Here is a 22148-nt window from a genome sequence, read left to right as displayed (position 1 = left end):
TGCCGCCGCTGCGGCCGACCACGCACTGGCCCGCTCTCGCCACCCCGCCCACGGGACGGCGGGTGGCCCGCACCATCACGGTCGAGCTCGCCCGCCTGCACCGCACCAGGTCGCCCGGATTCATCGGGCCAGCCTCAACCAGGTCGCCCTGGCCGCCGTCACCGCCACCTTGAGCACCCGGCACCCCCAGCACTGGACTCGTCCCCATCAGGGCCTGCGCGCCCACCTTGCCATCAGCACACGCTCGCCTCACGACCCGTACCGCCGCTCGGCAATGCGCTGGCCGTCGTCGCCCTCCAGCTCCCCTGTGGACTCCCCGCCCCCGGCGGCCCAGCTGCGTTCCCTGCGCAGCGAGACCACCTTTCAGCACCGCATGCTCGGGCGTAACGCGGCTCGCGCGGTGGGAGCCTCTGCTCTGATCAGCTCAGCCACTGCACTCGTCCAAGGGCATCCTCCTGGAGCGTGACGCTGTCACACCGCGGTCGAGTGGTTCAGCTCGAAGACGGTTGCGGAAACAGGGGGAACCAGAGGAGGACTGATGAGCGCATCGGTACTGGCTTGTGGGCCGAGTGAGGCGGAAACAGCCGCCGCGTATGCATTCCTGACGAGCGCCCGCGCCGCCGTCGACTGTGCCCTGCACACTTCCTGGCAAGGAAGCAGCCGCCCGAGAAGCCCGGCGCCGACGGCCTGAGCGCACCGGTGGCCGCTCTGCGGGCTTCCCTGTCCGGGCCCGGCAATCGGGTGCGGCCCCTTCTTCTGCCAGGTCGGCTGGCGAGCGGTCGACGACACACCACCGCCCCCGCGCCTGACCGACGTCAGTGTGGGACTGGAACTCCTGCACGGCCATGCTCTCGCGCACGACGACGTCGTCGATCGTTCCAGATGGCGACTGGGCGGCCCACACTGCACGTGGACTGTGGGGGGGCTGCGCGGTGGGGACGCCTGGCACGCTGTCGGAGCCGCGGTCTTCCTGGGCGATCTGGCTGCGCTGTGGGCTGAGTGGTGCTTGCAGTACTTGTACGAACCCGAGGTGCCGACCACTGCCCGCACTCATCTCGGGACGATGCGCAGCGAGCTGCCGCACGGACAACTGCTGGACCTGGCCGGGCTGCCGGGACCGTCCACCAGTGTGCAGGAGGCGTTCGCCGTGATCCACTCCAAGACGGGCGCCTACACGGTTCGCGGGCCGTTGCTGATCGGCGCGGTAGCGGCCAGGGCGGATCGGCGGGCGATGAACGCGCTTGCCGGATACGCCCGGTTACTGGGGGAGGCGTTCCAGCTCCAGAACGACTTGGGTGACGTCACAGCCGACGAGGAGAGCGGGGAGGATCTGCGGGAGGCCAAGCACACGGTCGTCGTCGCACTCGCCGCCCGGGGGAACGGCCGCGCAGCGGAGGGTCACGGGACGCCTGCCCGGGTGTACCGGGATGAGCGGTGACGAACTGGCCGAGCTACGGGGAGTGATCATCGATACGGGGGCGGTGGGCCGTGTGCGGGCCATGATCGCCCAACCGCGGTGGGAGGGCTTGGAAGTCGCGGCGAGGAGCCCCTTCACCGGTGCCGGGCGGGCGCTGCTGGCCGCGATGACGGACCGGTCTCTGCCTGGCGTCGCGCTGTGGCGGGAGAGCACCCCATGACCACCACCAGCGCAGGCTTCACAAGCGGACAGCCGCCCTTCTGTCCGAGGCGCGCGGCCTTGTCGACCGGCTGTCGCATCGCAGTGCCGTCCCCTCGGCGAAGGGGACGATGTGGCGTACTGGGGAGTTCCCTGTCGGTCGCACGGCCACACCTGCAACAGGACTCTTGTCGAAGATGCGCAAGACCCCCGATGCCCTACAGCACACGCCCGACGATCAGCACGGTCTCGTCCTGGGCCAGGCCGCTGGTCGGCGACGCGAGCGTGAAGACGGAGAAACCGGTGAGGGTCATGGGCCGCGCACCTAAGATGCCCGCGAGCCGACCGTCGAGCAGCAGCCCGCCGAGGAACAGCACATAGATGCTCACGGCCCAGGCAAACGCCTCCCAGCTGAGGTCCAGGGCCTGACTGAGGTCGGGCAGAGCGACATTGATCGCGGGTGGTGTCCAACATCAGCATGAACTGCGCCCTGCAGATCACCATGAGAACCTTCCAGCGGCGCGGGTCCGCGCCTTGGGTGCCTTGCGCGCCCTGCACGGAGATCTTCTACCCGGTCATCGCCGGGCTCCTGTGCTCGATTCACGACGGCGATCCCGTCGAGTAGTCGTCGGGGCATCGCCGGACTTTGACTTGGTCACTGCGGTCACTGCGGTGCGTGGCACCGGGGTCATGCCATCGGGCGTGGCATCTCGGCCCTCATGACCTCAGGTCTCATGACCCACGGCTTCATCTCGGCGCGCAGCCGTTCCGGCGTCGTCTTCCCCAGCAGGTACTGCGCCGCCAGCCCGTCCGGTTGGCTCAGCAGGCCGAGAACGACGTGCTCGGTCCCGAGGTACGCGTGGCCCGCGGCGCGCGCCTCCTCCTCGCTCGCGGTGAGGACCGCCTGTGCGCGGGGAGTGAAGCGCTCGTAGGCGGCGGCGTCGAGCGCGCCGGGGGCGCGGCCCTGGGCACGAAGCGCTGCTGCGCCGCCTGCCTGCTCACACCCGGGATTCCACCGATCTCGGCTCAGGTCAGACCTCCGCTGCGTGCCAGGGGTTTACTGAGGAGCAAAGTGCTCCTTTCGATCACATCGACACTGCGATGCTCTGCAAGCCCTCACCCCCGCGCACCCGCCCTCCCCACCACCCCGTCGTCCTCCAAACACACCCGCAGCCGGTCCAGCCCCCGCCGGGTATGGCTCTTGACCGTGCCGAGCGGCCAGCCCGTGACGTCGGCGATCTGGGTCTGGGTGAGGTCCTCGTAGTAGGCGAGGTGCAGGACGCGGCGTTGGGGGGAGTTGAGGCGCCGCAGGGCGTGGCTCACCACGAGGCGGTCCAGGGTCGCGTCCGGGCCGCCGGTCGTCTCGGGGTCCCGGGTGCCGGACAGGGCGCCCGCGGCGGCGGCCAGCCGGTCCCTGCGGGCGCGGGCGGCCAGCGCGTCGGCGACCTTGCGGCGGGTGATGCCGACCAGCCAGGCGGAGGGCGTTCCGCGTTCCGGGGCGTATCCGCGTCGGCCGCGCCAGGCGGCGGTGAACACCTGCTGGGCCACGTCCTCGGCCTCGCCGGGGTCGCCGAGCGCCTGCCGGGCCAGTCCCCGCACGAGGCCCTCCCACTGCCGGTGCAGGGCTGTCCAGTCGGCTTCGTCCGCGAGGTCGGGCCCGGGGGTCGGGGTCCGTTCGCCGAGCCCTGTGGCCGGGCCGGTCGCCGTCAGGGCACGCTTCATGACCGCATCTCTCCTCGTGAGGCTCGGGGGGGGCGTCCGCGCGGGCCGCCGCACCCGTCCCGCCGCGTCTGTTCCGCGCCGTCCCGAGGATCTGTCGGGGGTCGTGCCGTCAACAACTCGCATCGATATCGCATCGGATGGCGCCCTAGGGTGAGGGCGTGCACAGCAACCCGGCAGAAGGGGCGACATGAGTGACGAGGGGGCGGCAGTCGGGGCCGCCGGGCTGACCACCGGGGCCGTGGCCCGACGGCTCGGGGTCTCGCCCACCACGCTGCGTTCCTGGGACCGCCGCTACGGGCTGGGACCGGCGCTGCGGTCGCAGGGACGTCACCGGCGGTGGGGGCCCGGGGATGTGGCCATGGTGGAGGAGATGTGCCGACTGGCGGCGGACGGGGTACCGCCTGCCGAGGCCGCGCGCGTGGCCAGACTCAAGCGTGGTGCGGGCGCTGGGCAGACAGTGCTGCCGCCACCCGGCGAGGGCGCCCGGCGGGGCGGCGCGGGCAGTGGGCTGCCGCTCGGTGATGTCCGCCGGGAGTGCCGAGGGCTGGCGCGGGCGGCGGTGCGGCTGGACGCGGCGGAACTCTCGGCGCGGCTGCTGGACTCGGTCGCCGCGCACGGGCTGGTGACCGCGTGGGAGGAGGTGATGGTGCCGACGCTGCGGGCGGTGGGCCGTAAGTGGGAGTCGTCCGGGGATCGTTATGTGGAGGTGGAGCATCTGCTGTCGTGGCAGATCTCCACCGCGCTGCGGCGCGCACCGCTGCTGCTGCCGCGCCCGTACGGGTCCGTGGCCGCCGGACCGCCGGTGCTGCTCGCCTGCGCACCCGACGAACAGCACTCACTGCCCTTGGAGGCGCTGGACGCGGCGCTGGAGGAGGCCCGGGTGCCCACCCGCATGTTGGGTGCCGCGGTGCCGACGGAGGCGCTACTGGCCTGCGTACGGCGTACGGGTCCGGCCGCCGTGGTGCTGTGGGCGCAGGCCCGTGCCACGGCGTCGCCCTCGCTGGCCCGGCATGTGGCGGGGCTGGAGTGGGGGCCCGCCGGTGCGCGCAGTCGCCCTCTGGTGCTGCCGACGGGGCCGGGCTGGGACCGCCGTACGGCCGTCGAGTTCCCGCACTGCGGGAGCCTCGGGTCGGCGGTGCGGATGCTCCGCGGGCTGTCCGGGGCGGAGGGGGCGGTGCGGCGTCCGCCGGGGCGGGAGTGACCTTGCCGAGCCGGATGAGCGGAGTCATGTCCGCCGGTCGCTCTGGAGGGCAGCCCGCGGCGCGCGGCACCTACCAGTAGTCCCGTCGCCGGACGAACGGAGTCACAAGCGGCCGACCACGCACAGCGCCCACCGGCCGCCACCACGGCAGTGACCCCACCGCCCCGCCCGCGCCGCGTCACCCCCGCCGCTCACCCCGGAAACCGCCCCGCCGCCCGCAGCGCGTACCGGCGTTCGGCATACGCCAGGTCGTCCCGCCACAGGCGGCCCGCGGCGCGGCGGACGAGGGGGCGCAGGACGGGGGCGGCGTGGCGGGCCAGGGTGAAGCCGGGGCGGTGCGAGGTGGCGACCACGGCTTCCACGACGGTGGTCCGGGGTCTGCCGTCGGGGCCGGGCCCGAGAGGCGTGGCGTGGGTCTCGACGACGGAGCCCGTGCCCTCCCCCTCGACGATCCGCATGACGACCGTGCGGGGCGCGGGTGCGGTGAACTCGGCGCGGACGGGGATGACCAGACGGTGGGTCAGCTTGAAGGAGACATCGACCGTGAACGCGTCCGGGTCCGCGCCCTCCCCCGGCGCCGCTACGACCGTCAGGTCGGTGAACGAGTACGGGTGGAACCACCCGCCGTGCCAGGGGTCGAGCCGGTTGGCGACGACGTCCTCGGGTTCGCAGACGCCGGTGACGGTGTGGACGGCGGTCAGGGCGTCACGCGCCGGGGGACGTCGCATGGCCGGGGGCGGGTCGGCGGCGGCCTCGGGGCGTACCCACAGGAGGACCCCGTCGTCGTGGGCGGGCCAGGGGTGCCAGCCCGCGTGGGGGCCGCCGGGCAGGGCGAGGCCGTGCCAGTGGCACACCAGGGTGCCGCAGCGCACGGGGCTGTCGGCGAGCGGGGCGCCGAGATGGGGGCAGATGCCGGGCCCGGCGACGAGACGGCCGGTGGCGTCGCGCCAGAGCACGGCCTCGTGCCCGGCGACGGTGGCGGACAGCGGGCGGTGCGGGGACAGGTCGCCGGTCGCGCCGGCGACGTACCAGTCCCCGCCGGGCCGGGCGCGGGCACGCTCCAGTGCGGCGGCGATGAGCGCGGGCTTGGCCTGGCGCCAGGTGGGTTGCTGACGTTCCCAGGTGACGGGGCGGCGGCGCAGGCGGAGCAGCGGGATCCTGCGGCGGGGTGCGCCGGGCGTCATACGGCTCCCTCGTGGACGGGCGTACGGCGGGCGGTGAGGCGTGCCGCCGCGAGGCGCAGCAGGCCGTCGGCGGCGACCAAGGCGCGGCGGCCCGGGGAGACGGCGGAGCGGCGGTGCAGCACCGACCAGCCGTCGGCGGCGACGGCGTCGAGGATGCCGCCGTAAAGGACCGACGCGGTACGGACGCAGGGGCGGGCGACCGGGTCGAGGAGTGCCACGCCGGGCGCGGCGCGGCGGTAGGCGGCGCGGGTGAGGGACGCGAAGGCGCGGAGCGCGGCGGTGACTCGGGGGTCGGAGCGGCCGGTGCGGCGGAGGTGGAGCAGCAGGTCGCGGTCGGCTCCGTGGGCTTGGAGGAGGTCCTGGGGGAGGTAGACGCGGCCCCGGTCGAGGTCTTCGCCCACATCGCGCAGGAAGTTGGTCAGCTGGAAGGCGACGCCGAGTTCGGCGGCGTAGGGAGCGGCTTCGGCGCGGGGGACGACGGTGCCCAGGACCGGGAGGAGCTGGAGGCCGATGACGGCGGCCGAGCCGTGCATATAGGCGCGCAGTGCCGTGTAGTCGGCGTAGTCGGTGACGGTCAGGTCGCTGCGCATGGCGGTGAGGAAGTCGGTGAAGTGGCGGTGGTCCAGGGCGTAGCGGCGGCTGGTGTCGGCGAGGGCGGCGACGACCGGTGCGGCGCCGGGGCCGCCGTCGAGGCCGTGTCCGAGGTCGTGGGTCAGCCGGTCGAGGGGCGGGTCCTGGTGGGACGGGTCGTCGGTCAGCCGGACCAGGGCCGGGTCCTGGTGGGACGGGTCGTCAGCGGGGCCGCCGTTCAGGCCGTGTCTGAGGTCGTCCGTCAGCCGGTCCAGCGCGGCAGCTCGGTGGGACGGCTCGGCGGCGGGGCCTGCGGCGGGGGTGTCCACGACGTCGTCGGCGTGGCGGGCGAAGCCGTACAGGGCGTGCACGGCGGGGCGCCGGTCGGGCGGCAGGAGCCGGGTGGCGAGGAAGTAGGTACGGCCGTGGCGGGCGTTGAGGGCGCGGCAGTGGGTGTAGGCGGCGCGCAGCCGGGGGTCGGTGATGCCGGCGGCGTCGAGTTCGCGGTCGGTCATGGGCGGGCTCCTTCGCGGGCAGGCGCGCTACGCCGCGGGCTGGGCGGTGGGCCGGTGATGCGGGCAGCGCGGACGCCCCCCGAACCGGTGACACGGGCAGCGGCGAAATCCCGGACCGTCACGGGCGGGCTCCTTCCCGGGCACGCGCGCTACGGCGGACGGCTGGACCGACGCCCACCGAACCGGTGACACGGGCAGCCGCGAGCTTCCCCGACAGCAGGACCGGCGGGACGCCCACCCCGGGAGTGGTCCCGCAACCGGCGAGGACGGCGTTGGCGGTGCCCCGCACCAGGTTGCGGGGGCGGAACGGCCCGGTCTGGGTGAGGGTGTGGGCGGCGGAGAACGGGGTTCCGGCGGGGTGTCCCGCCGCGCTCCAGTCGGCCGGGGTCACCAGGCATTCCTCCTCGATCGCGGCGGCGATGCCGGTCAGGCCCCGGCGGTCGAGTTCGCGCAACAGGCTGTCGCGGTAGCGGGGGGCGAGGTCGGACCAGTCGGTGGAGCGCGGGCCGATGTCGGTGTTGGGGCAGGGGGCGAGGACGTAGTGCAGATGGCGGCCGGGTGGGGCGAGGCCGGGGTCGGTGGCGGTGGGGCGGGTGATCAGCAGGGAGGGGTCGGTCATCAGGTCGCCGGTGCGGGTGAGTTCACGGAACGTGCGCTGCCAGGCGTGGCCGAAGGACAGGGTGTGGTGGGCCAGTTCGGGCCAGGTGCGGTCGCAGCCCGCGTGCAGCACCACGGCCGAGGGGGCGTGCCGCAGCCGGGCGGGGCGGCGCGGGGTGCGGCCGAGCAGCCGGTAGGTCACCTGCAGGTCGGGGGTGAGGACGACGGCGTCGCAGGGGATGCGGGCGTGGTCGGTCACCACGGCGGTGATCCGTTCGCCGGAGCGTTCGAGACGGGTCACGGTGTGTCCGTAGCGGAGGTCGGCGCCCGCCTCGGTCGCGGCGTCGGCCATCGCGCGGGGCAGGGCGTACATGCCGCCGCGCGGGAAGTACACCCCGGCGACGGTGTCCATGTAGGCGATCACGGCGTAGGCGGCCAGGGCGCGTTCGGGTGCGACGCCCGCGTACAGGGACTGGAAGGTGAAGACGCGGCGCAGCCGTTCGTCGCGCAGGTGCCGGGCGATCCGGGTCTGCCAGCGGCCGAAGCCGCCGAGCGCGGCGAGCCGCAGCAGGTCGGGGGTGAGCATCCGCAGCGGCGAGTCGAAGTCGGCGTCGAGGAACCGGCCGCGTTCGGCCCGGTACAGGGCGGTCAGCCAGTGGCGCAGCCTGCGGTAGCCCGCCGCGTCGGCGCCGCCCGCGAAGCGTTCGATCTCCGCCTCCATGGCGTCGGCGTCGGTGTGGACGTCGAGGCTGCTGCCGTCCGCGAACCGCGCCCGGTAGGCGGGGCGCAGCGCGATCAGCTCGACCTTCTCGCGCAGGCTGGTGCCGACGGCGGCGAACGCCTCGTCGGCGATGTCCGGCATGGTCAGCACGGTGGGACCGGTGTCGATGAGGTAGCCGCCGCGTTCCAGCCGTCCGGCCCGGCCGCCGGGTCGGCTGCCGCGTTCGACGACGGTGACGCGGCGCCCGGCGCCCAGCAGGTGCAGGGCGGCGGAGAGTCCGGCCAGTCCGGCGCCGACCACGACCACATGGTCGGTGGGTCCCTGGATGCTCCGGGTCATCGGGCGGCCTCCGTGCTCGTGTCCGGGGTGGCGGTGATCTCGTCGAGGAGGGCGCGCAGCCGGGCGGCGGGGACGGGGTGCAGCGTGGCCGCGTCCAGGTGGCGCAGGCTCTGCGCGGTCAGCCGGGCGATCCGGGCGCGGATCAGGCCGGGGGCGCCGGTGGCGACGACGGCCGCGCGGACGTCGGCGAGCTGGGCGGGCGTCAGGTCGGCGCGGCCGGTGGAGCGGTCCAGTACGCCGAGGGCGTCCCGGTCCCCCGCGGCGGCCAGGGCGCGGGCCATGGCCAGCAGGGAGGTGGGTTTCCCCTCGCGGATGTCGCCGCCCGAGGGTTTGCCGGTGCTCCCGGGGTCGGCGAAGAGGTCGTCCAGGTCGTCCCGCAGTTGGAAGGCGAGGCCCGCGGCACGGCCCGCCCGGCACAGCGCGGCGGTGGTGACGGCGTCCGCTCCGGCGAGCACCGCGCCCAGCTCCAGGGGGCGTTCCACGGTGTAGCGGGCGCTCTTCAGCTCCGCGGCGCGCGTCGCGCGGGTCAGGGTGCGGTCGGCGGTGGCCTGGCCCTGGACGTCCAGGTACTGCCCGGCCGCCATCTCGGTGCGCAGCGCCCGCCAGACCCCGCGCAGCCGCGCCACCGTCCGGTCCGGGAGCCCGCCGTCCAGCAGGACGTCGGTCAGTACGTCGTCGGCCCAGGCCAGCGCGGTGTCCCCGGCGAGCAGCGCGCCCGAGGTGCCGAGCCGCTCGGCCGCGGGCGGGAGCGCGGCGCCGGTGTACTGGGCGGTGAGGTCGGCGTGCAGGGCCGGCCCGCGGCGCCGTACCGGGGCCCGGTCCATCAGGTCGTCGTGGACGAGGGCGCAGGTCTGGACGAGTTCGAGCGCCGCCGCCGTCCGCAGGGCCGCCCGCACGCGCGGCGCGTCCTCGCCGCCGCAGGCGCGCAGCGACCACCACAGCAGCCGCGGCCGGATACGGCGCCCGCCGCGGCCGGCGAAGTGCGCCACCCGCTCCGCGATGTCCCGGGCGAACACCGGGTCCAGCTCACGGCACCCGACGAGCCGTACGGCGAGCAGGGCGCGCAGCTCACGGCCGACCGCGGCGGGGACGTCGGCGTCCACGGCGGACGCCTCCACGGGACCGTCGCCGCCCGGCCCGGCGGGGTCGGCGGACGGCCTGTGCGGCGGGTCCGCCGTGGGCAGGCCGGGCGCGGGGGTGGAGCGCATCGCGGTTCCTCTCGCCGTCGGCGCGGGCGGGCGCGGCGCCGCTGCCCACGCGTGTCGTGTCACGTCGGTCGTCACCCCGTCTTCGCCATGGGTCCCCCGTACGGATGCGGCGGGAGCGGCACGGGGGCGTTCTCACCCCACGGACGTAGCCCAAGCGGCGGGGAGAGCCCGCCCTGCCCCCGGGCGACAGTCCCGGCGTGTTCCGGCCCGCATCCGCCGCGACCGCCCGACCGGAAGACAGGGTGACTCGACCGGTACGGCCCGAGGCCCCCAGTCCCGACCGTCCCCGAGCGCCCGATCCGACCGAAGGAACCCGTGGACTCCGACACCGACACCGGCACCGACACGGACACGGACACCCACACCGACATCGACGCCGACGTCGCAGTCGTGGGCGCCGGGGCCGCCGGGCTGTCGCTCGCGCTGCGGCTGGCCCGGCCCCCGGCCGGTGCGGACTGGGTGCGCGCGGTGGTGCTGGCGGCGCCGCCCGGCCCGGCGCGGACCGCGCGGCGTACCTGGTGCTACTGGGAAGAGGGCGCGGGCCCGTACGACGAGGTGCTCACCGCGTCGTGGGAGCGGCTGCGGGTGCGGTCGGGCGACGGGGAGACGGTCGACGCGGCGCTCGCCCCGCTGCGGTACAAGATGCTGGATTCCGGGGCGTTCGAGGAGCATGTGGCCGGGGTGGTGGCGGCGGCGCCGTGGGTGCGGTGGGTGGAGGCGGCGGCCGAGGGCGTGGAGTCGGTGCCGGGCGGGGCGCTGGTGCGGGCGCGGCGCGCGGACGGCACCCGGCTGACGGTGCGCGCCCGCTGGGTGCTGGACTCCCGTCCCCCGGCACGGCTCCCGGCGGCCCGCACGACGCTGCTCCAGCACTTCCGGGGCTGGTTCGTACGGACCCGGGAGCCGGTGTTCGACCCGGGCGCGGTGGAGTTCATGGACTTCCGCACGCCGCAGCCGCCGCACGGGCTGTCCTTCGGCTATGTGCTGCCGACCGGGCCGCGTGAGGCGCTGGTGGAGTACACGGAGTTCTCGCGCCGCCCGCTCGGCCGGGCCGCGTACGACCGTGCTCTCGGGCAGTACACCGCGCGGGTCCTGGGGCTGGGCGGGTACGAGGTGCTGCGGTGCGAGCAGGGGGTGATCGCGATGACCGACGGCGACTTCCCCCGGCGGGCGGGCGCGCACGTGTTCCGGATCGGGGCGGCGGCGGGGGCGGTACGGCCCTCGACCGGGTTCGCGTTCAGCGCCGTGCAGCGCCAGTGCGCCGCCGTGGCCGACGCGCTGCACACGGGGCGGGTGCCGCAGCCGCCGCGGGTCCACCCGGCGCGGGCCCGGCTGATGGACGCCGTACTGCTGTACGCGCTGGACCGGGGGCGGGTCGACGGGCCCGCCTTCTTCGCCCGGCTGTTCGACCGCGTCCCGGCGCCGGTGCTGCTGCGTTTCCTCGACGGACGCGGCAGTCTGCCGCACGATCTCGCGCTGGGGCGGCACGTGCCCGTCGCCGCGATGCTCGGCTCGGCGCTCGCCCTGCCGTTCACCCCGCGCCGGACGCCTCCCGTACCCGACCGACGATCCGAGAGGAACAGGGCATGACCGTACTGCGCGACGCCGATCTGGCCGCCGCGTTCGACCACGCCTCCCGCAGCTACGACACGCTGGTGGCGGCCAACCCCGGCTACCACGCCCACCTGCGGCGCTCCGCACGGCGCCTTGGCCTGTCCGGCACCGGGGCGGGGCTGAGGGTGCTGGACCTGGGCTGCGGCACCGGGGCCTCCACGACCGCGCTGGCCGCCGTACTGCCCGACGCCGCGCTCACCGCCGTGGACGCCTCGCCCGGCATGTTGCGCCGCGCGGAGCGGCGTCGGTGGCCGCGCCCCGTGCGGTTCGTGCACGCCCGCGCGGAGGGCCTGGACGAGGCCGGGGTGCGTGGCCCGTTCGACGCGGTGTTCGCCGCGTATCTGCTGCGCAACACCGCCGACCCGGACGCGGTCCTCGCCACGATCCGTGGACTGCTCGCCCCGGGCGGGCGGCTGGCGGTGCACGAGTACGCGCTGAGCGGCCGACGGGCGCACCGGGCGGTGTGGAACGCGGTGACCGGCGGCCTCGTCCTGCCGGTGGCGACGCTCCTCGGGGACGGGGACCTGTACCGGCATCTGCGGCGCAGCGTGACCGGCTTCGACACGGCCGGACAGCTCGCCGGACGGGTGGAGCGCGCCGGGTTCACGGGGGTGCGGGTGCTGCCGCTGCCGGGCTGGCAGACCGGGATCACCCACACGGTCGTCGCGGCCCGGGAGGCGGCGCGATGAGCCCCCGCGCGGGAGTACGGCGATGACCGGCGCGCCCTCCCTCCGCACGGACGGCGGCCGGTCCCGTCCCGGCCGCGACCGGCTCGCCCGGCGGCTGCCCGCCCCGCCCGGCAGACCGTGGGCCGAAGGCGCGACCCCGCCGACCGCGGCCGTCGTCGGCGGCGGCGTCGCCGGGCTCACCGCAGCCACCGCGCTCGCCGAACGCGGCGTCCACGTCACCCTCTACGAACGGGAACCGCACCTCGGGGGACGCCTCGCGGGCTGGCCCACCCGGCTGGCGGACGGCACGGCGGCGACGATGAGCCGCGGCTTCCACGCCTTCTTCCGGCAGTACTACAACCTGCGGGCCCTGCTGCGCCGCACCGACCCCGGCCTCGCCCGGCTGACCGGGCTGCCCGACTACCCGCTGCGGCACGGCGGCGGACGGCAGGACAGCTTCCGGCATGTGCCGCGCACCCCGCCGCTCAGCGCGCTCGGTTTCGTCGCCCTCAGCGAGTCGTTCGGCGCGCGCGACCTGACCCGGATGAACCCGCGCGCCGCGCTGCCCCTCCTAGACGTCCGGGTGCCCGGGGTGTACGACCGGCTCGACCAGGTCAGCGCCCATGGCTACCTCGAGGCCATCCGGTTTCCGGCGGCGGCCCGGCATCTGGCCTTCGAGGTGTTCTCCCGCAGCTTCTTCGCCGACCCCCGGCAACTGTCGGCGGCGGAGATGGCGCTGATGTTCCACATCTACTTCCTGGGGTCGGCCGAGGGGCTGCTGTTCGATGTGCCGACGGAGCCGTTCCCACAGGCCCTGTGGGACCCGCTCGCCCACCGGCTGGACACGCTGGGCGCCCGGCTGCGGCTCGGCGAGGCGGTGACGGAGATCCGGGCACGGCCCACGGCCGGTTTCACCGTGACGTCCGACGAGGGCGGGACGGCGTACGACGCGGTGGTGCTGGCGCTGGACGCGGGAGGTCTGCGGTCGCTGGTGGCCCGCTCGCCCTCCGTCGGCGACCGGGGCTGGCGGGAGCGGGTGGCGCGGCTGCGGACGGCGCCGCCGTTCCTGGTGTCGCGGCTGTGGCTGGACCGGCCCGTCGCCGCGGACCGGCCCGGCTTCCTCGGCACGAGCGGCTTCGGGGCGCTGGACAACGTGAGCGTGCTCAGCGGCTGGGAGGGCGAGGCCGCGCGCTGGGCGGCCCGTACCGGCGGCTCGGTGGTGGAGCTGCACGCGTACGCGGTGGCCGGGGACGCCGACCGGGACCAGGTGCGGCGGGAACTCCTCGACGCCCTGCACCGCGTCTACCCGGAGACGGCGGCGGCCCGGGTCCTCGACGCCCGGCACGAATGGCGGGCGGACTGCCCGCTGTTCCCGGTCGGCGGCTACCGGGACCGCCCGGCGGTGCGGACGCCCACGGACGGTCTGGTCGTCGCGGGTGACATGGTCCGCACCGGTCTTCCGGTGGCCCTGATGGAACGCGCCGCCACCAGCGGCTTCCTCGCCGCGAACGTGCTGCTCGGGCGGTGGGGGCTGCGCGGGCACGAACTGTGGACCGTACCCGAGCGGGGCCGCTCGGCGCCGCTGCGGTGGGTGGCGGCGCGGGCGTCGGCCGTCGGGGCTGGGGGTTGAATGGGGGCGACGGTCGTCGGGCAAGGGGCCCGGCGACGGACAGCGGGCCCGGCAGCGGGCCCGGCGGCTCAGCGCGGCCGACTGCTCAGCGCGGCGGGCGGACACCAGGCCCAGTGGGTCAGCGCTGCCGGGCCGCTGGGTCAGGGCCCATCACAGCCACCGGGTCAGAACTCACCACCGCCCCCAAGTCAGAGCCGTTTCCCGCCACCTGCTCATGGCTTCACGGCCGCTTTCCCCGAGCCCGCCGGAAGCGCTCAAGCCCCTCCGCCAGGTCGACAACCGGCTCGGGGTACGCCAGGACGGCCCGGTCCAGCCCCGGCAGCCGCCACGGCTCATGCACCCGCGGCGCGGCGACACCGCGCAACTCCGGCACCCACCGGTGCACGTACACCCCGCTCGGGTCGTACTTCTTGCCTTGGGTGACCGGGTTGAGGACCCGGTGGGGACGGGTGTCGGTGCCGGTGCCCGCCATCCACTGCCAGTTGAGTTGATTGTTGGCCAGATCGCCGTCGACCAGCCAGTGCAGGAAGTGCGCGGCGCCGACACGCCAGTCGATGTACAGGGTCTTGGTGAGGAAGCTGGCGGTGAGGAGGCGGGCCCGGTTGTGCATCCAGCCCTCCTCGCGCAGTTGCCGCATGGCCGCGTCCACGACGGGGTAGCCGGTGCGGCCCTCGCGCCAGGCGTCGATGTCGGCGCGGGCGTCGCGCTCGGTGCGCCAGTGGTCGTGCCGGGTGCGCAGCTCGGTGTGGGCGCTGGACGGGCGGGCGGCGAGCACCTGGCGGTGGAAGTCGCGCCAGGCGAGCTGCCGTACGAACGACCGTGCCCCGGCGCCGCCGTGCCGACGGGCCCGCTGGACCAGTTCCACCGGGGACAGGGTGCCGAAGTGGAGCGGGGCGGAGAACCGGGAGGTGGCGTCCGCGCCCAGGTCGTCGCGGGTGTCGTCGTAGGCGTCGAGCCCGTCGCGCCAGTAGGCGGCGGCCTGAGCACGCGCGGAACCCTCGCCACCGGGCGGCAGGGCGGGTGAGACGCCGGTCCCGGTGAGTGGGGGGATCTCCTCGCCGCCCACCTCGTCGGGCACGCGGACCCGCCCCGGGGCGGCGACGACAGCGCGCAGCGGGGTGCCTTCCCAGTGCCGGTGATAGGGCGTGAAGACGGTGAAGTGGTCGCAGGCGGCGGGTGTGATCGTGCCGGGCGGAACGGCGACGGTGACCGCCTCGTGGACGAAGAGCCGACGGCCCGACCGTTCCAGGGCCGTACGCAACCGCTCCTCGCGGTGCATGGCGAACGCGCTGTGCCCGGCGGACACATGCACCTCGCAGGCGTCGGCCTCGGTCACCACCCGGCACACCTGGTCCACCGTGGCGCCCCGGCGCACCACGAGCCGTCCGCCGCGCTCACGCAGCGAGGCGTCCAGGTCGGCGAGGCAGTCGTGCAGGAAGGCCCGCCGGTTGGGCGCGGCGAACCCCGACTCCTCGATGGCCGGGTCGAGCACGAACAGCGGGACGACGGCGTCGGCGGCGTCCAGCGCGGCGCGCAGCGGCGGATGGTCGTGCAGACGCAGATCGGCGGTGAACAGGACGACCGAGATGTGCATGGGCGTCAGCTTCTTCCCAGGAGACGGCGGATACGGCTGCGGACACCTGTGTGTTCCGCCGAGACCACCGTCCCGGATGCGCCCACCTCCCTCCTCGGTGAGCCACGGCCGGAGCCCGTAGCCCGGGGCCGCGCCGAAGGCTCAGGCGAGCCCCTCCAGAAACCCCGCGAGCAGGCTGTGCAGCACCTCAGGCCGCTCCAGGTGCAGGTCGTGACCGGTGCCGGGGATGCTCATGGCCGTCGTGGCGGGCCGCCGGCGGAGCATGTCGTCCACTTCGGGACCGGGCACGAAACTCGACTGGGCCAGGACGACCAGGGCAGGGCACTCGATCTGCTCCCACTCGTGCCGGAAGGAACGCCTGGCGTTCTCCGCCAGCGAGCCGACCATGACGTCCCGGTCGAACCGCGGCCACCAGCCGTCCTCCCGTTCCTCCAGCCCCGCCGCCCAGCCCGCCCCCACGGCCCCGCCGCCGAGGAACGCGGCTGCCGCCGCGCGTGAGGGGAACGGCACCGGCCAGGAGTCGAGCCACCGCCCGATGGCCGCGGGCCTGTCCGGGGCAGGTTCACCGGGACCGGCCTCGACAAGCACGAGCGCCCGCACCCGTCCGGGGTGGGCGGCGGCGGTGAGCAGCGCGGTGTGCCCGCCGAGGGACTGGCCGACCAGGACGGGCCGCCGCAGCGCGAGTCGATCGGCCACGGCGATGACGTCGGCGACGTAGGCGGCGCGGGAGACGTCCCGGGGGTGGCGCTCGCTCGCGCCGTGCCCGCGCTGGTCGACCGCGACGACCCGGTACCTGGAGTGCAACCGCCGTGCCAGCGCGTCCCATTCACCCGCGTGCCCGGCCAGGCCGTGGAGCAGCACGACCGGCGGTCCGGACCCGCCCCAGTCCCGGCAGACAAGACGGACCCCGGCTCGCACCACCACCTGCTCGGACCACACCACGCCGACCCCCAGAAAGTCACCGGGTCCCGATCATGCCGCAACCGCCCCGGAAACGCCCCAGAGCCAGCGGCCTCCGGCCCTGACGAGTACGACGAGGCACACGGCGGCCGACCGTTCCGAGCGCCCACCCGGTGAAGCATGTGAAGCGTGCCCGCTGCACGCTAGAGTGCCGGGGTGACCAGTAGGGACGAGTGGGGCGGGCAGGTGGCCGACGCCATCGCCGTACTCATGCAGCGCAGTACGCGGGCCCATCTGTACGGCATCCTCACCGAGGGTGTCGCCCCCGGGGTCAACGAGGCGACGTACCCCGTGCTGTCGGGGCTCGACAGGAAGGGACCTCGGTCGGCCGCGACCCTGGCCACCGAGATCGGGATCGACCGCTCGGTGACCAGCCGTCACGCCACCCGCCTGGAGGAGGCCGGGCTCCTGCGCCGCGCACCCGACCCGTCCGACCGCCGGGCGACGCTGCTGGTGCTCACCCCGCGGGGCGAGCGGGCCGTCGAGGTGATGCGTGAGCGTCTCGCGCACGCCGTAGGTGACTACCTCACCACCTGGGACGCCGCCGAGGCGGATGCCTTCGTGACGTCCCTGACCCGGTTCGTGGAGGAGGGCCCCTGGGGTCAGGACACCACCTGACCCCGGCCAGGCGCCCGTCGAAGCCCGTCAGGACACCACCTGACCGCAGCCAGGCGCCCGTCGATGCCCGTCAGGACACCACCTGACCGCGCCCAGCCGCCCGTCGATGCCCGTCGAGGCGTCCGCTCAGCGGGTTCAGGACCGGGCCCGTGCGGACGAGGAGGAACGCCAGCGCCGAGGTGAACGTCGTCGCCATCAGAAGGGCGAAGGCGGCGGTGAAGGAGTACCGGTCCGCGAGCATCCCCATGCCCAGCGGCGCCAGGACGCCCGCGAGTTGCCCGCCGGTCATCAGCACCCCGATCCCGGAACCGGTCAGCTCGGGCGGCACGGCCCGCACGATCGTGGCGATGATGGTCACCTCCGCCAGCCCGGAGGCACACAGCGCGAGGGCCTGGAACACGATGAACTCCGTGAGCGACCCCGCCCCGATCATCAACCCCAGGAACCCCGTACCGGCGAGCAGCGCGGGCACCGCCAGCACCCGGGGCCGCGCGGCGAACCACCGAGTGAACAGCACCCCACCGAGAACCGCCGTCAGACTCATCGCGGTCAGCGGTACGACGGTGGCCAGTCCCGTGTCCCCGATGGCGACGCCCCTCTCCCGCACCAGATAGGCGGGCATCCAGCTGACGACGCCGAAGGACAGCATGTTGGTGCAGCAGTACAGCGCGGCGAAGCCCCAGATGAGGGGTGAGCGCAGCGCCGCCGTCAGAGCGGTCGGCAACGCGGGTCCACCCCGCGCCTCGGCTTCCTCGGGTACGGGGTCGTCCTGGTCGTCGGCCGGGCGGCGCCGGGCGCCCAGTACGCCGTACACCACGATCGCCGTCGCCCCGCAGACCGCGGCGAGGATCAGCAGGGTGGTGCGCCAGCCCAGCCCGCCGACCGAGGGGGCGACCAGCAGCGGGACGAGCGCGCCCGCCACCAGGTTGCAGGCGATCACCAGCCCGACGGCCACCGTCCGCCCGCGCCGGGTGGAACGCTCACTGAGCGCTTTGAAGACATTGGGTACGAGGGCGCCCGCGACCATTCCGCCCAGCAGCCGGAAGACCACCAGGTGGAGATAGGTCGCCGACAGGCCGGTGGCGGCGGCGAGCACCGCCCACACCAGGAACTCCAGGGTGAGCACCCGGCCGGGTCCGAAGCGGTCGGCGATCAGCCCGCCCGGTATCTGGGTCAGCACCCCGGTGAGGGCGAAGCCCCCGACCAGCCAGCTCAGTTGTCCGGCGCCCACCCCGAACTCGTCGCCGATCAGCGGCAGCGAGGTCGCCATCAGCGCGCGATCGGCGTTGTCCACGAGGAAGAGCAGGGCGACGACCGCCCCGGTGGCCACCGTGCCGCTGGAACTCCGTCGGTCCAGTGCCATGGCCCTCAGCCCTCGAAGATCGCCGCTACGGCCGGGTCCAGGGGAGTGAAGTGGTCGAAGAGTTCGAGCGCGATCAGGGAGGGCCGGAGGGCGCGCAACGCGTCCTCGTACCGTCTGCGGGCCGGGTCCTCAGGAGCCAGTCCCTCCATGGCCTTGATGTTCTCGATCGCCGCGCGGATCGATCCTTTCCGGACGTACGTCCCGGCGTACTCACCACCGTCAAGACCGTCGGCGAGCACGTCCGTCGGGGTGACCCCCCGCCCGTCCCCGCTCGACGGCCCGGCTTCCGCGCCCGGTTCCCTGTCCTTGCGCACACCACTCCCCATGCGGAACACCTCCAGCTACGCGTGCACGGTGCACGCTTTGAAGCTAGCATGAAGGCGTGCTCGCTGCACGCATCCGGACAGGAACGACGACCGGTCAGCGCGGCCCCATCCGCGCCGACCAGCCTCTGCGGACTCACCGCCCACGCGGCACCACCAGGGACGTACGGGCACCCCCGACCGCCCCGATAAACGGATGGTCCCGAGCGAGCGGCACGCGGCAGGATGCTCCGCATGACACTGCCCACACCCGAACTGCACACCGCCCGTCTACGACTGCGTCCGTTCACCGACGCCGACGCGGCACCGCTCTACGCGCTCCACAGCAGCGCCCATGTACTGCGTTACTGGGACTCCCCGCCGTGGACGGAACCGGCCCGCGCCCAGCGCTTCCTGGCGACCTGCCGGAAGATCGAGGAGGAAGGGACGGGAGCTCGGCTGGCCATCGACCGCGTCTCCGACGGCACATTCATCGGCTGGTGCGGCCTGACCAACTGGAACCCGGACTTCCGATCCGCATCCCTGGGCTATGTCTTCGAAACCGCCGCGTGGGGCCACGGCTACGCCACGGAGACCGCGCACGCCGTCCTGCGGTGGGCGTTCGACACCCTGGACCTGAACCGCGTCCAGGCCGAGACCGACACCCGCAACGTGGCATCCGCCCGCGTCCTGGAGAAGCTCGGCTTCGTCCACGAAGGCACCCTGCGCGAGGACTGCGTGGTGGGCGATGTCGTCTCCGACTCCTGGGTCTTCGGGCTCCTGCGGCGAGAGTGGCTGCCGAGGGTTGACCGCTAGGTGTATTGCCTTGTGAGGTTGGGGACGCGGCACGGCACCGGAACTACTCTCCAGTTCTGCCGGATGTTATGGGTCGCTGACATTGGCGCACCGGCCCGGCGCTCTCGCATACTCCTGTGCACGGGCAGGTTGACGGACCACGAACAATCCGGGCAGCCAGTCCGGGGGCTCGTCCCTCCTGAGCCCTGATTTCCCACCCCACACTCCCACTCCCACTCCCACTCCCACTCCCATGCTCATGCTCATGCGAAGGGACCCCCCATGCGTCTTTCCCGGCCCTTGCTCGCCGCGGGCATCGCCCTCGGCCTGGCCACCGCGGTACCGGCCCTCGGCGGCACCGCAGCCGCCGCCCCGAACCCCATCGTAGGCGGCGAACAGGCCACCTCCACCTACTCGTTCATGGGATCGATCCAGGTCAACGGCAGCCACTACTGCGGGGCCTCACTCATCTCACCGGAGTGGATGGTCACCGCCCTGCACTGTACGTACGGCAACGGCGCTCTGCCGCCCTCCGCGCTGCGCGTGCGGATCGGCTCCAACGACCGCCTCAGCGGCGGGAGTCTGGTCGGTGTGTCACAGATCGTCCGGCCCTCCAGCAGCCAGAGCATGCCCGGTCAGGACATAGCCCTGCTCCGCCTCAGCACCCAGGTCAGCAACACGCCCGCGCCGATCAGCGCCGGCACACCGGCCGACAACTCCGCCGTCCGCCTGCTCGGCTGGGGACAGACCTGTCCGCAGCGCGGCTGTTCCACGGCGGCGCCCCGCTATCTCAAGCAGCTCGACACCAGGGTGCTGCCCGACAGCTCCTGCACCGGCATGGTGAACAGCCGGGAGCTGTGCATCGCGGGCACCACCTCCAACACCGCCTGCTACGGCGACTCCGGCGGACCGGCCCTGATCAACCGCAACGGGCGTCTCGAACTGGCGGGCGCCACCAGCCGCAGCGGCGCGAACAGCAGCACCTGCGGCGTAGGCGGCGCCGTCTACACCGATGTGGCCACCTGGCGGTCCTGGATTCAGCAGTACACCGGGGTGCTCTGAGCCCGAGGAGGATTCCCCCGGCCCGGTTCCGGCCGCGGATCTGGGCCACGGGACAGCCGCCGCCGGGGCCGGAGACGACGGACTTCCGGCCCCGGCCGTACCCCGCACACCACCGCCTCCCCACCACGGAACATGAGCCCACCGTTCACGCATCGCCGGTCTCCACACCCGGCACCCCGCCCATGGACACCCATGGACACCCATGGACATCGCACACGCGAGGCAACTAGCCTCCACCAGCCATGGACCTGGAACTGCGGCACTTCCGCATTCTGCTGGCGATCGCCGAGGCGGGCAGTCTGAGCAGGGCAGCCGCCACCCTGATGCTCTCCCAGCCGGCCATGAGCACCCAACTCCGCCGGATCGAGGAGTCGTTCGGCCAGCCGCTCTTCGAACGCTCGGCCCGTGGGGTGGTACCCACCCTCACCGGGGAACTCGTGATCGTGCACGCCCGGGACGCGGTGGCCAGCGCCGACCGTATCCGTGGCTACCGGCTCCGGCCGCCCGCGGGCGCGGAACCTGTGACCGTCGGAGGCAGTTCCGGCCCGATGCTCAGTCATCTGACGCTCCATCTGCCGGGCGCGCTGAGCAACCCGGTGAGCTTCGTCCAGTTCGCGAGCACCGGGGAGGCGATGAGCCGGGTGGGCGACCGGACGATCGACGCCGGATGCCTGGTCGATCTGGACGGCTTCGGCACGGCACCCGGCGACGGGGTCGTCGTGGACGTCATCGGACTGGAACCGGTCGTGGTGATCCTCCCCGCGGGTCACCCTCTCGCCGCACAGGAACGGATCGACCTGGCGGGGCTCGCCACCGAGACCTGGCTGCTGCCGCCGAACGACCCGGGCTGCGACGACTACGGGGCACTGGTCGACGCCTGCGGGAAGGCCGGCTTCAGCCCCCGGGTCTCACCGCACCGGGTCGGGGACCTGAGCACCCTGTGCGATCTGGTCGCCCAGGACGTCGGCCTGACCCTGGCCCAGGGGTCCGCCCGCGCACGGGAGGGCGTGGTCATGCGACGGCTCACCGGCGATCCACTGCTCGGCAGGCATCTGCTCGCCCTGCATCTCGCCTCGCCCCTCATCAGCGCCCGCCCGCTGCTGCTCGACCTCGTCCGGGAGGCATTCAGGACCCGCTGTGTCAGCTCCCCCACACCCCACAGCCCAGCGAAAGGACAGCAATGCCCCACTCCACATGGTTCGCGGCGGCCGGCGCCGCCGCGGCCCTCACCATGATGCTGGCGCCCACGGCCCACTCCGTGTCCGCCCCGCGTCAGTCCGCGGCGGTGACGACCCTCACCTACGACAGCACCCGCGCCCGCGGCTGGGAAGCGGCCATCACCGCCGGAGCCGCCTCCTGGAACACCAACGTGAGCAATGTGCGCCTGGTGAAGGCACCGCCCGGCACCCGGGCCGAGATCCAGATCATCGCCACCAACGGCTGGCCGCAGGCCACCCTGGGCCCCGTACGGCCGGGCGGCCAGGCACGGGCGGAGCTAGGGGGTGTCTGACGGATCTCCGTCAGACACCCCCTGGGCGCCCAGGCTGTCACCCAGGGCCACGACAAGACCCGTATCGCTGCTCATGAGATCGGCCACAACCTGGGTCTGCCGGACACCAAGCCCGGCCCGTGCTCCCAGTTGATGTCGGGCTCCAGCGCCGGTACCGGCTGCACGAACCCCGTCCCTGACGCGGCGGAACGGGCCCGGGTCGAGTCGGCCTACACCGGCCGCACCGCCACGGCAGCCCCGGCGGACGGCCGCGTACTGCTCGACGCCCGCTGAGCCGGGAGGCGTCGAGGCCGGCCCGGAATCCCTGACAGTGCCGGGGCCGGCACGCGGTCCTGCCCACGCTCGTGCGGGGCGGGCGGGACC

Annotated in this window: 21 protein-coding genes and 1 pseudogene; 11 read left to right on the top strand and 11 right to left on the bottom strand. The window is 74.1% G+C overall.

Annotation, left to right across the window (positions count from 1 at the left end; genetic code table 11):
* Positions 1-736: 736 nt before the first annotated feature.
* Both AB0D49_RS29840 and AB0D49_RS29835 read left to right on the top strand, forming a co-directional pair.
* Positions 737-1438: a polyprenyl synthetase family protein gene (locus AB0D49_RS29840; RefSeq protein ID WP_362763153.1), complete on the top strand. Its 702-nt coding sequence runs from the start codon at positions 737-739 to the stop codon at positions 1436-1438.
* A complete protein-coding gene (locus AB0D49_RS29835) occupies positions 1428-1637 on the top strand; it encodes a hypothetical protein (RefSeq protein WP_362763069.1) in 210 nt (69 codons plus the stop codon). Before AB0D49_RS29840 ends, AB0D49_RS29835 begins: the two co-directional genes overlap by 11 nt.
* A 196-nt stretch (positions 1638-1833) precedes the next feature.
* Here the strand turns inward: AB0D49_RS29835 and AB0D49_RS29830 are convergent, their stop codons facing one another.
* From AB0D49_RS29830 to AB0D49_RS29820, 3 genes are all read right to left on the bottom strand, one after another.
* Positions 1834-2004, bottom strand: coding sequence for a hypothetical protein (locus AB0D49_RS29830; RefSeq protein ID WP_362763066.1), 171 nt, complete (start codon positions 2002-2004; stop codon positions 1834-1836).
* Between the two features lie 299 nt (positions 2005-2303).
* A complete protein-coding gene (locus AB0D49_RS29825) occupies positions 2304-2645 on the bottom strand; it encodes a Clp protease N-terminal domain-containing protein (protein WP_362763150.1) in 342 nt (113 codons plus the stop codon).
* Positions 2646-2731: 86 nt separating this feature from the next.
* On the bottom strand, positions 2732-3337 hold the full coding sequence (locus tag AB0D49_RS29820; protein ID WP_362763063.1) for a sigma-70 family RNA polymerase sigma factor: 606 nt from the start codon (positions 3335-3337) through the stop codon (positions 2732-2734).
* A 187-nt stretch (positions 3338-3524) separates the two neighbouring features.
* On the opposite strand from AB0D49_RS29820, the gene AB0D49_RS29815 reads away from it, so the two are divergent.
* Positions 3525-4538 (top strand): MerR family transcriptional regulator, encoded by a 1014-nt coding sequence (locus tag AB0D49_RS29815; protein ID WP_362763056.1) that lies wholly within the window; start codon positions 3525-3527, stop codon positions 4536-4538.
* Between the two features lie 191 nt (positions 4539-4729).
* On the opposite strand, the gene AB0D49_RS29810 is transcribed toward AB0D49_RS29815, so the two are convergent.
* The 4 genes from AB0D49_RS29810 to AB0D49_RS29795 form a co-directional block, all read right to left on the bottom strand.
* Entirely contained in the window at positions 4730-5722 is a 993-nt protein-coding gene (locus tag AB0D49_RS29810) for a DUF5914 domain-containing protein (protein WP_362763053.1), read from the bottom strand.
* Complete coding sequence (locus AB0D49_RS29805) at positions 5719-6807, bottom strand: phytoene/squalene synthase family protein (RefSeq protein ID WP_362763050.1); 1089 nt, start codon at positions 6805-6807, stop codon at positions 5719-5721. The genes AB0D49_RS29810 and AB0D49_RS29805 overlap by 4 nt, the downstream gene beginning before the upstream one ends.
* Before the next feature lie 118 nt (positions 6808-6925).
* On the bottom strand, positions 6926-8464 hold the full coding sequence (locus AB0D49_RS29800) for a phytoene desaturase (protein ID WP_362763047.1): 1539 nt from the start codon (positions 8462-8464) through the stop codon (positions 6926-6928).
* Positions 8461-9672 (bottom strand): polyprenyl synthetase family protein, encoded by a 1212-nt coding sequence (locus AB0D49_RS29795; RefSeq protein WP_362763044.1) that lies wholly within the window; start codon positions 9670-9672, stop codon positions 8461-8463. The genes AB0D49_RS29800 and AB0D49_RS29795 overlap by 4 nt, the downstream gene beginning before the upstream one ends.
* A gap of 315 nt (positions 9673-9987) precedes the next feature.
* Between AB0D49_RS29795 and AB0D49_RS29790 the strand changes: the two genes are divergently transcribed.
* Genes AB0D49_RS29790 through AB0D49_RS29780 form a run of 3 tightly spaced genes read left to right on the top strand, consistent with a single transcriptional unit; the run spans position 9988 to position 13581 of the window.
* On the top strand, positions 9988-11259 hold the full coding sequence (locus AB0D49_RS29790; RefSeq protein WP_362763041.1) for a lycopene cyclase family protein: 1272 nt from the start codon (positions 9988-9990) through the stop codon (positions 11257-11259).
* Positions 11256-11972: a class I SAM-dependent methyltransferase gene (locus AB0D49_RS29785; RefSeq protein WP_362763038.1), complete on the top strand. Its 717-nt coding sequence runs from the start codon at positions 11256-11258 to the stop codon at positions 11970-11972. Before AB0D49_RS29790 ends, AB0D49_RS29785 begins: the two co-directional genes overlap by 4 nt.
* A gap of 22 nt (positions 11973-11994) precedes the next feature.
* Entirely contained in the window at positions 11995-13581 is a 1587-nt protein-coding gene (locus AB0D49_RS29780; RefSeq protein WP_362763035.1) for an NAD(P)/FAD-dependent oxidoreductase, read from the top strand.
* A 220-nt stretch (positions 13582-13801) separates the two neighbouring features.
* Here AB0D49_RS29780 and AB0D49_RS29775 read toward each other — a convergent pair whose 3' ends face one another.
* Both AB0D49_RS29775 and AB0D49_RS29770 read right to left on the bottom strand, forming a co-directional pair.
* Positions 13802-15175, bottom strand: a complete 1374-nt coding sequence (locus tag AB0D49_RS29775) for a deoxyribodipyrimidine photo-lyase (RefSeq protein ID WP_362763032.1) — start codon at positions 15173-15175, stop codon at positions 13802-13804.
* A gap of 141 nt (positions 15176-15316) precedes the next feature.
* Positions 15317-16117 carry an alpha/beta hydrolase gene (locus AB0D49_RS29770; RefSeq protein ID WP_362763029.1) on the bottom strand — a complete coding sequence of 267 codons (801 nt, stop codon included), beginning with the start codon at positions 16115-16117 and terminating at the stop codon, positions 15317-15319.
* A gap of 174 nt (positions 16118-16291) precedes the next feature.
* Here AB0D49_RS29770 and AB0D49_RS29765 point away from each other — a divergent pair, with 174 nt between their 5' ends.
* The gene (locus AB0D49_RS29765; protein WP_362763026.1) at positions 16292-16753 is read left to right on the top strand and encodes a MarR family transcriptional regulator; all 462 of its coding nucleotides are present in this window, start codon (positions 16292-16294) and stop codon (positions 16751-16753) included.
* Between the two features lie 70 nt (positions 16754-16823).
* Here AB0D49_RS29765 and AB0D49_RS29760 read toward each other — a convergent pair whose 3' ends face one another.
* Both AB0D49_RS29760 and AB0D49_RS29755 read right to left on the bottom strand, forming a co-directional pair.
* On the bottom strand, positions 16824-18116 hold the full coding sequence (locus tag AB0D49_RS29760) for an MFS transporter (RefSeq protein WP_362763023.1): 1293 nt from the start codon (positions 18114-18116) through the stop codon (positions 16824-16826).
* A 5-nt stretch (positions 18117-18121) separates the two neighbouring features.
* A complete protein-coding gene (locus AB0D49_RS29755; protein ID WP_362763020.1) occupies positions 18122-18442 on the bottom strand; it encodes a hypothetical protein in 321 nt (106 codons plus the stop codon).
* A gap of 231 nt (positions 18443-18673) precedes the next feature.
* Between AB0D49_RS29755 and AB0D49_RS29750 the strand changes: the two genes are divergently transcribed.
* The 4 genes and pseudogenes from AB0D49_RS29750 to AB0D49_RS29735 all read left to right on the top strand — a co-directional run bounded on the left by AB0D49_RS29750 (position 18674) and on the right by AB0D49_RS29735 (position 22058).
* Complete coding sequence (locus AB0D49_RS29750; RefSeq protein WP_362763017.1) at positions 18674-19234, top strand: GNAT family N-acetyltransferase; 561 nt, start codon at positions 18674-18676, stop codon at positions 19232-19234.
* Between the two features lie 261 nt (positions 19235-19495).
* On the top strand, positions 19496-20275 hold the full coding sequence (locus tag AB0D49_RS29745; protein ID WP_362763014.1) for a serine protease: 780 nt from the start codon (positions 19496-19498) through the stop codon (positions 20273-20275).
* Between the two features lie 242 nt (positions 20276-20517).
* Positions 20518-21510, top strand: a complete 993-nt coding sequence (locus tag AB0D49_RS29740) for a LysR family transcriptional regulator (RefSeq protein WP_362763011.1) — start codon at positions 20518-20520, stop codon at positions 21508-21510.
* Positions 21456-22058, top strand: a pseudogene (locus AB0D49_RS29735) (snapalysin family zinc-dependent metalloprotease). The gene AB0D49_RS29740 and the pseudogene AB0D49_RS29735 overlap by 55 nt, the downstream one beginning before the upstream one ends.
* The last annotated feature ends 90 nt before the right edge of the window (positions 22059-22148 follow it).

The organism is Streptomyces sp. NPDC048290, from assembly GCF_040652095.1.
In the GTDB taxonomy this organism is placed as follows: domain Bacteria; phylum Actinomycetota; class Actinomycetes; order Streptomycetales; family Streptomycetaceae; genus Streptomyces.
Note: the sequence above shows the minus strand (reverse complement) of the source record. Positions and strands in the feature narration are given on the sequence as shown.

What these genes read in the sequence shown, in the direction of transcription:
- AB0D49_RS29835 (WP_362763069.1), top strand. Translation starts at nt 1,428, where the DNA reads ATGAGCGGTGACGAACTGGCCGAGCTACGGGGAGTGATCATCGATACG.
- AB0D49_RS29820 (WP_362763063.1), bottom strand. Translation starts at nt 3,337, where the DNA reads ATGAAGCGTGCCCTGACGGCGACCGGCCCGGCCACAGGGCTCGGCGAA.
- AB0D49_RS29815 (WP_362763056.1), top strand. Translation starts at nt 3,525, where the DNA reads ATGAGTGACGAGGGGGCGGCAGTCGGGGCCGCCGGGCTGACCACCGGG.
- AB0D49_RS29810 (WP_362763053.1), bottom strand. Translation starts at nt 5,722, where the DNA reads ATGACGCCCGGCGCACCCCGCCGCAGGATCCCGCTGCTCCGCCTGCGC.
- AB0D49_RS29805 (WP_362763050.1), bottom strand. Translation starts at nt 6,807, where the DNA reads ATGACCGACCGCGAACTCGACGCCGCCGGCATCACCGACCCCCGGCTG.
- AB0D49_RS29800 (WP_362763047.1), bottom strand. Translation starts at nt 8,464, where the DNA reads ATGACCCGGAGCATCCAGGGACCCACCGACCATGTGGTCGTGGTCGGC.
- AB0D49_RS29795 (WP_362763044.1), bottom strand. Translation starts at nt 9,672, where the DNA reads ATGCGCTCCACCCCCGCGCCCGGCCTGCCCACGGCGGACCCGCCGCAC.
- AB0D49_RS29785 (WP_362763038.1), top strand. Translation starts at nt 11,256, where the DNA reads ATGACCGTACTGCGCGACGCCGATCTGGCCGCCGCGTTCGACCACGCC.
- AB0D49_RS29780 (WP_362763035.1), top strand. Translation starts at nt 11,995, where the DNA reads ATGACCGGCGCGCCCTCCCTCCGCACGGACGGCGGCCGGTCCCGTCCC.
- AB0D49_RS29775 (WP_362763032.1), bottom strand. Translation starts at nt 15,175, where the DNA reads ATGCACATCTCGGTCGTCCTGTTCACCGCCGATCTGCGTCTGCACGAC.
- AB0D49_RS29760 (WP_362763023.1), bottom strand. Translation starts at nt 18,116, where the DNA reads ATGGCACTGGACCGACGGAGTTCCAGCGGCACGGTGGCCACCGGGGCG.
- AB0D49_RS29755 (WP_362763020.1), bottom strand. Translation starts at nt 18,442, where the DNA reads ATGGGGAGTGGTGTGCGCAAGGACAGGGAACCGGGCGCGGAAGCCGGG.
- AB0D49_RS29750 (WP_362763017.1), top strand. Translation starts at nt 18,674, where the DNA reads ATGACACTGCCCACACCCGAACTGCACACCGCCCGTCTACGACTGCGT.
- AB0D49_RS29745 (WP_362763014.1), top strand. Translation starts at nt 19,496, where the DNA reads ATGCGTCTTTCCCGGCCCTTGCTCGCCGCGGGCATCGCCCTCGGCCTG.
- AB0D49_RS29740 (WP_362763011.1), top strand. Translation starts at nt 20,518, where the DNA reads ATGGACCTGGAACTGCGGCACTTCCGCATTCTGCTGGCGATCGCCGAG.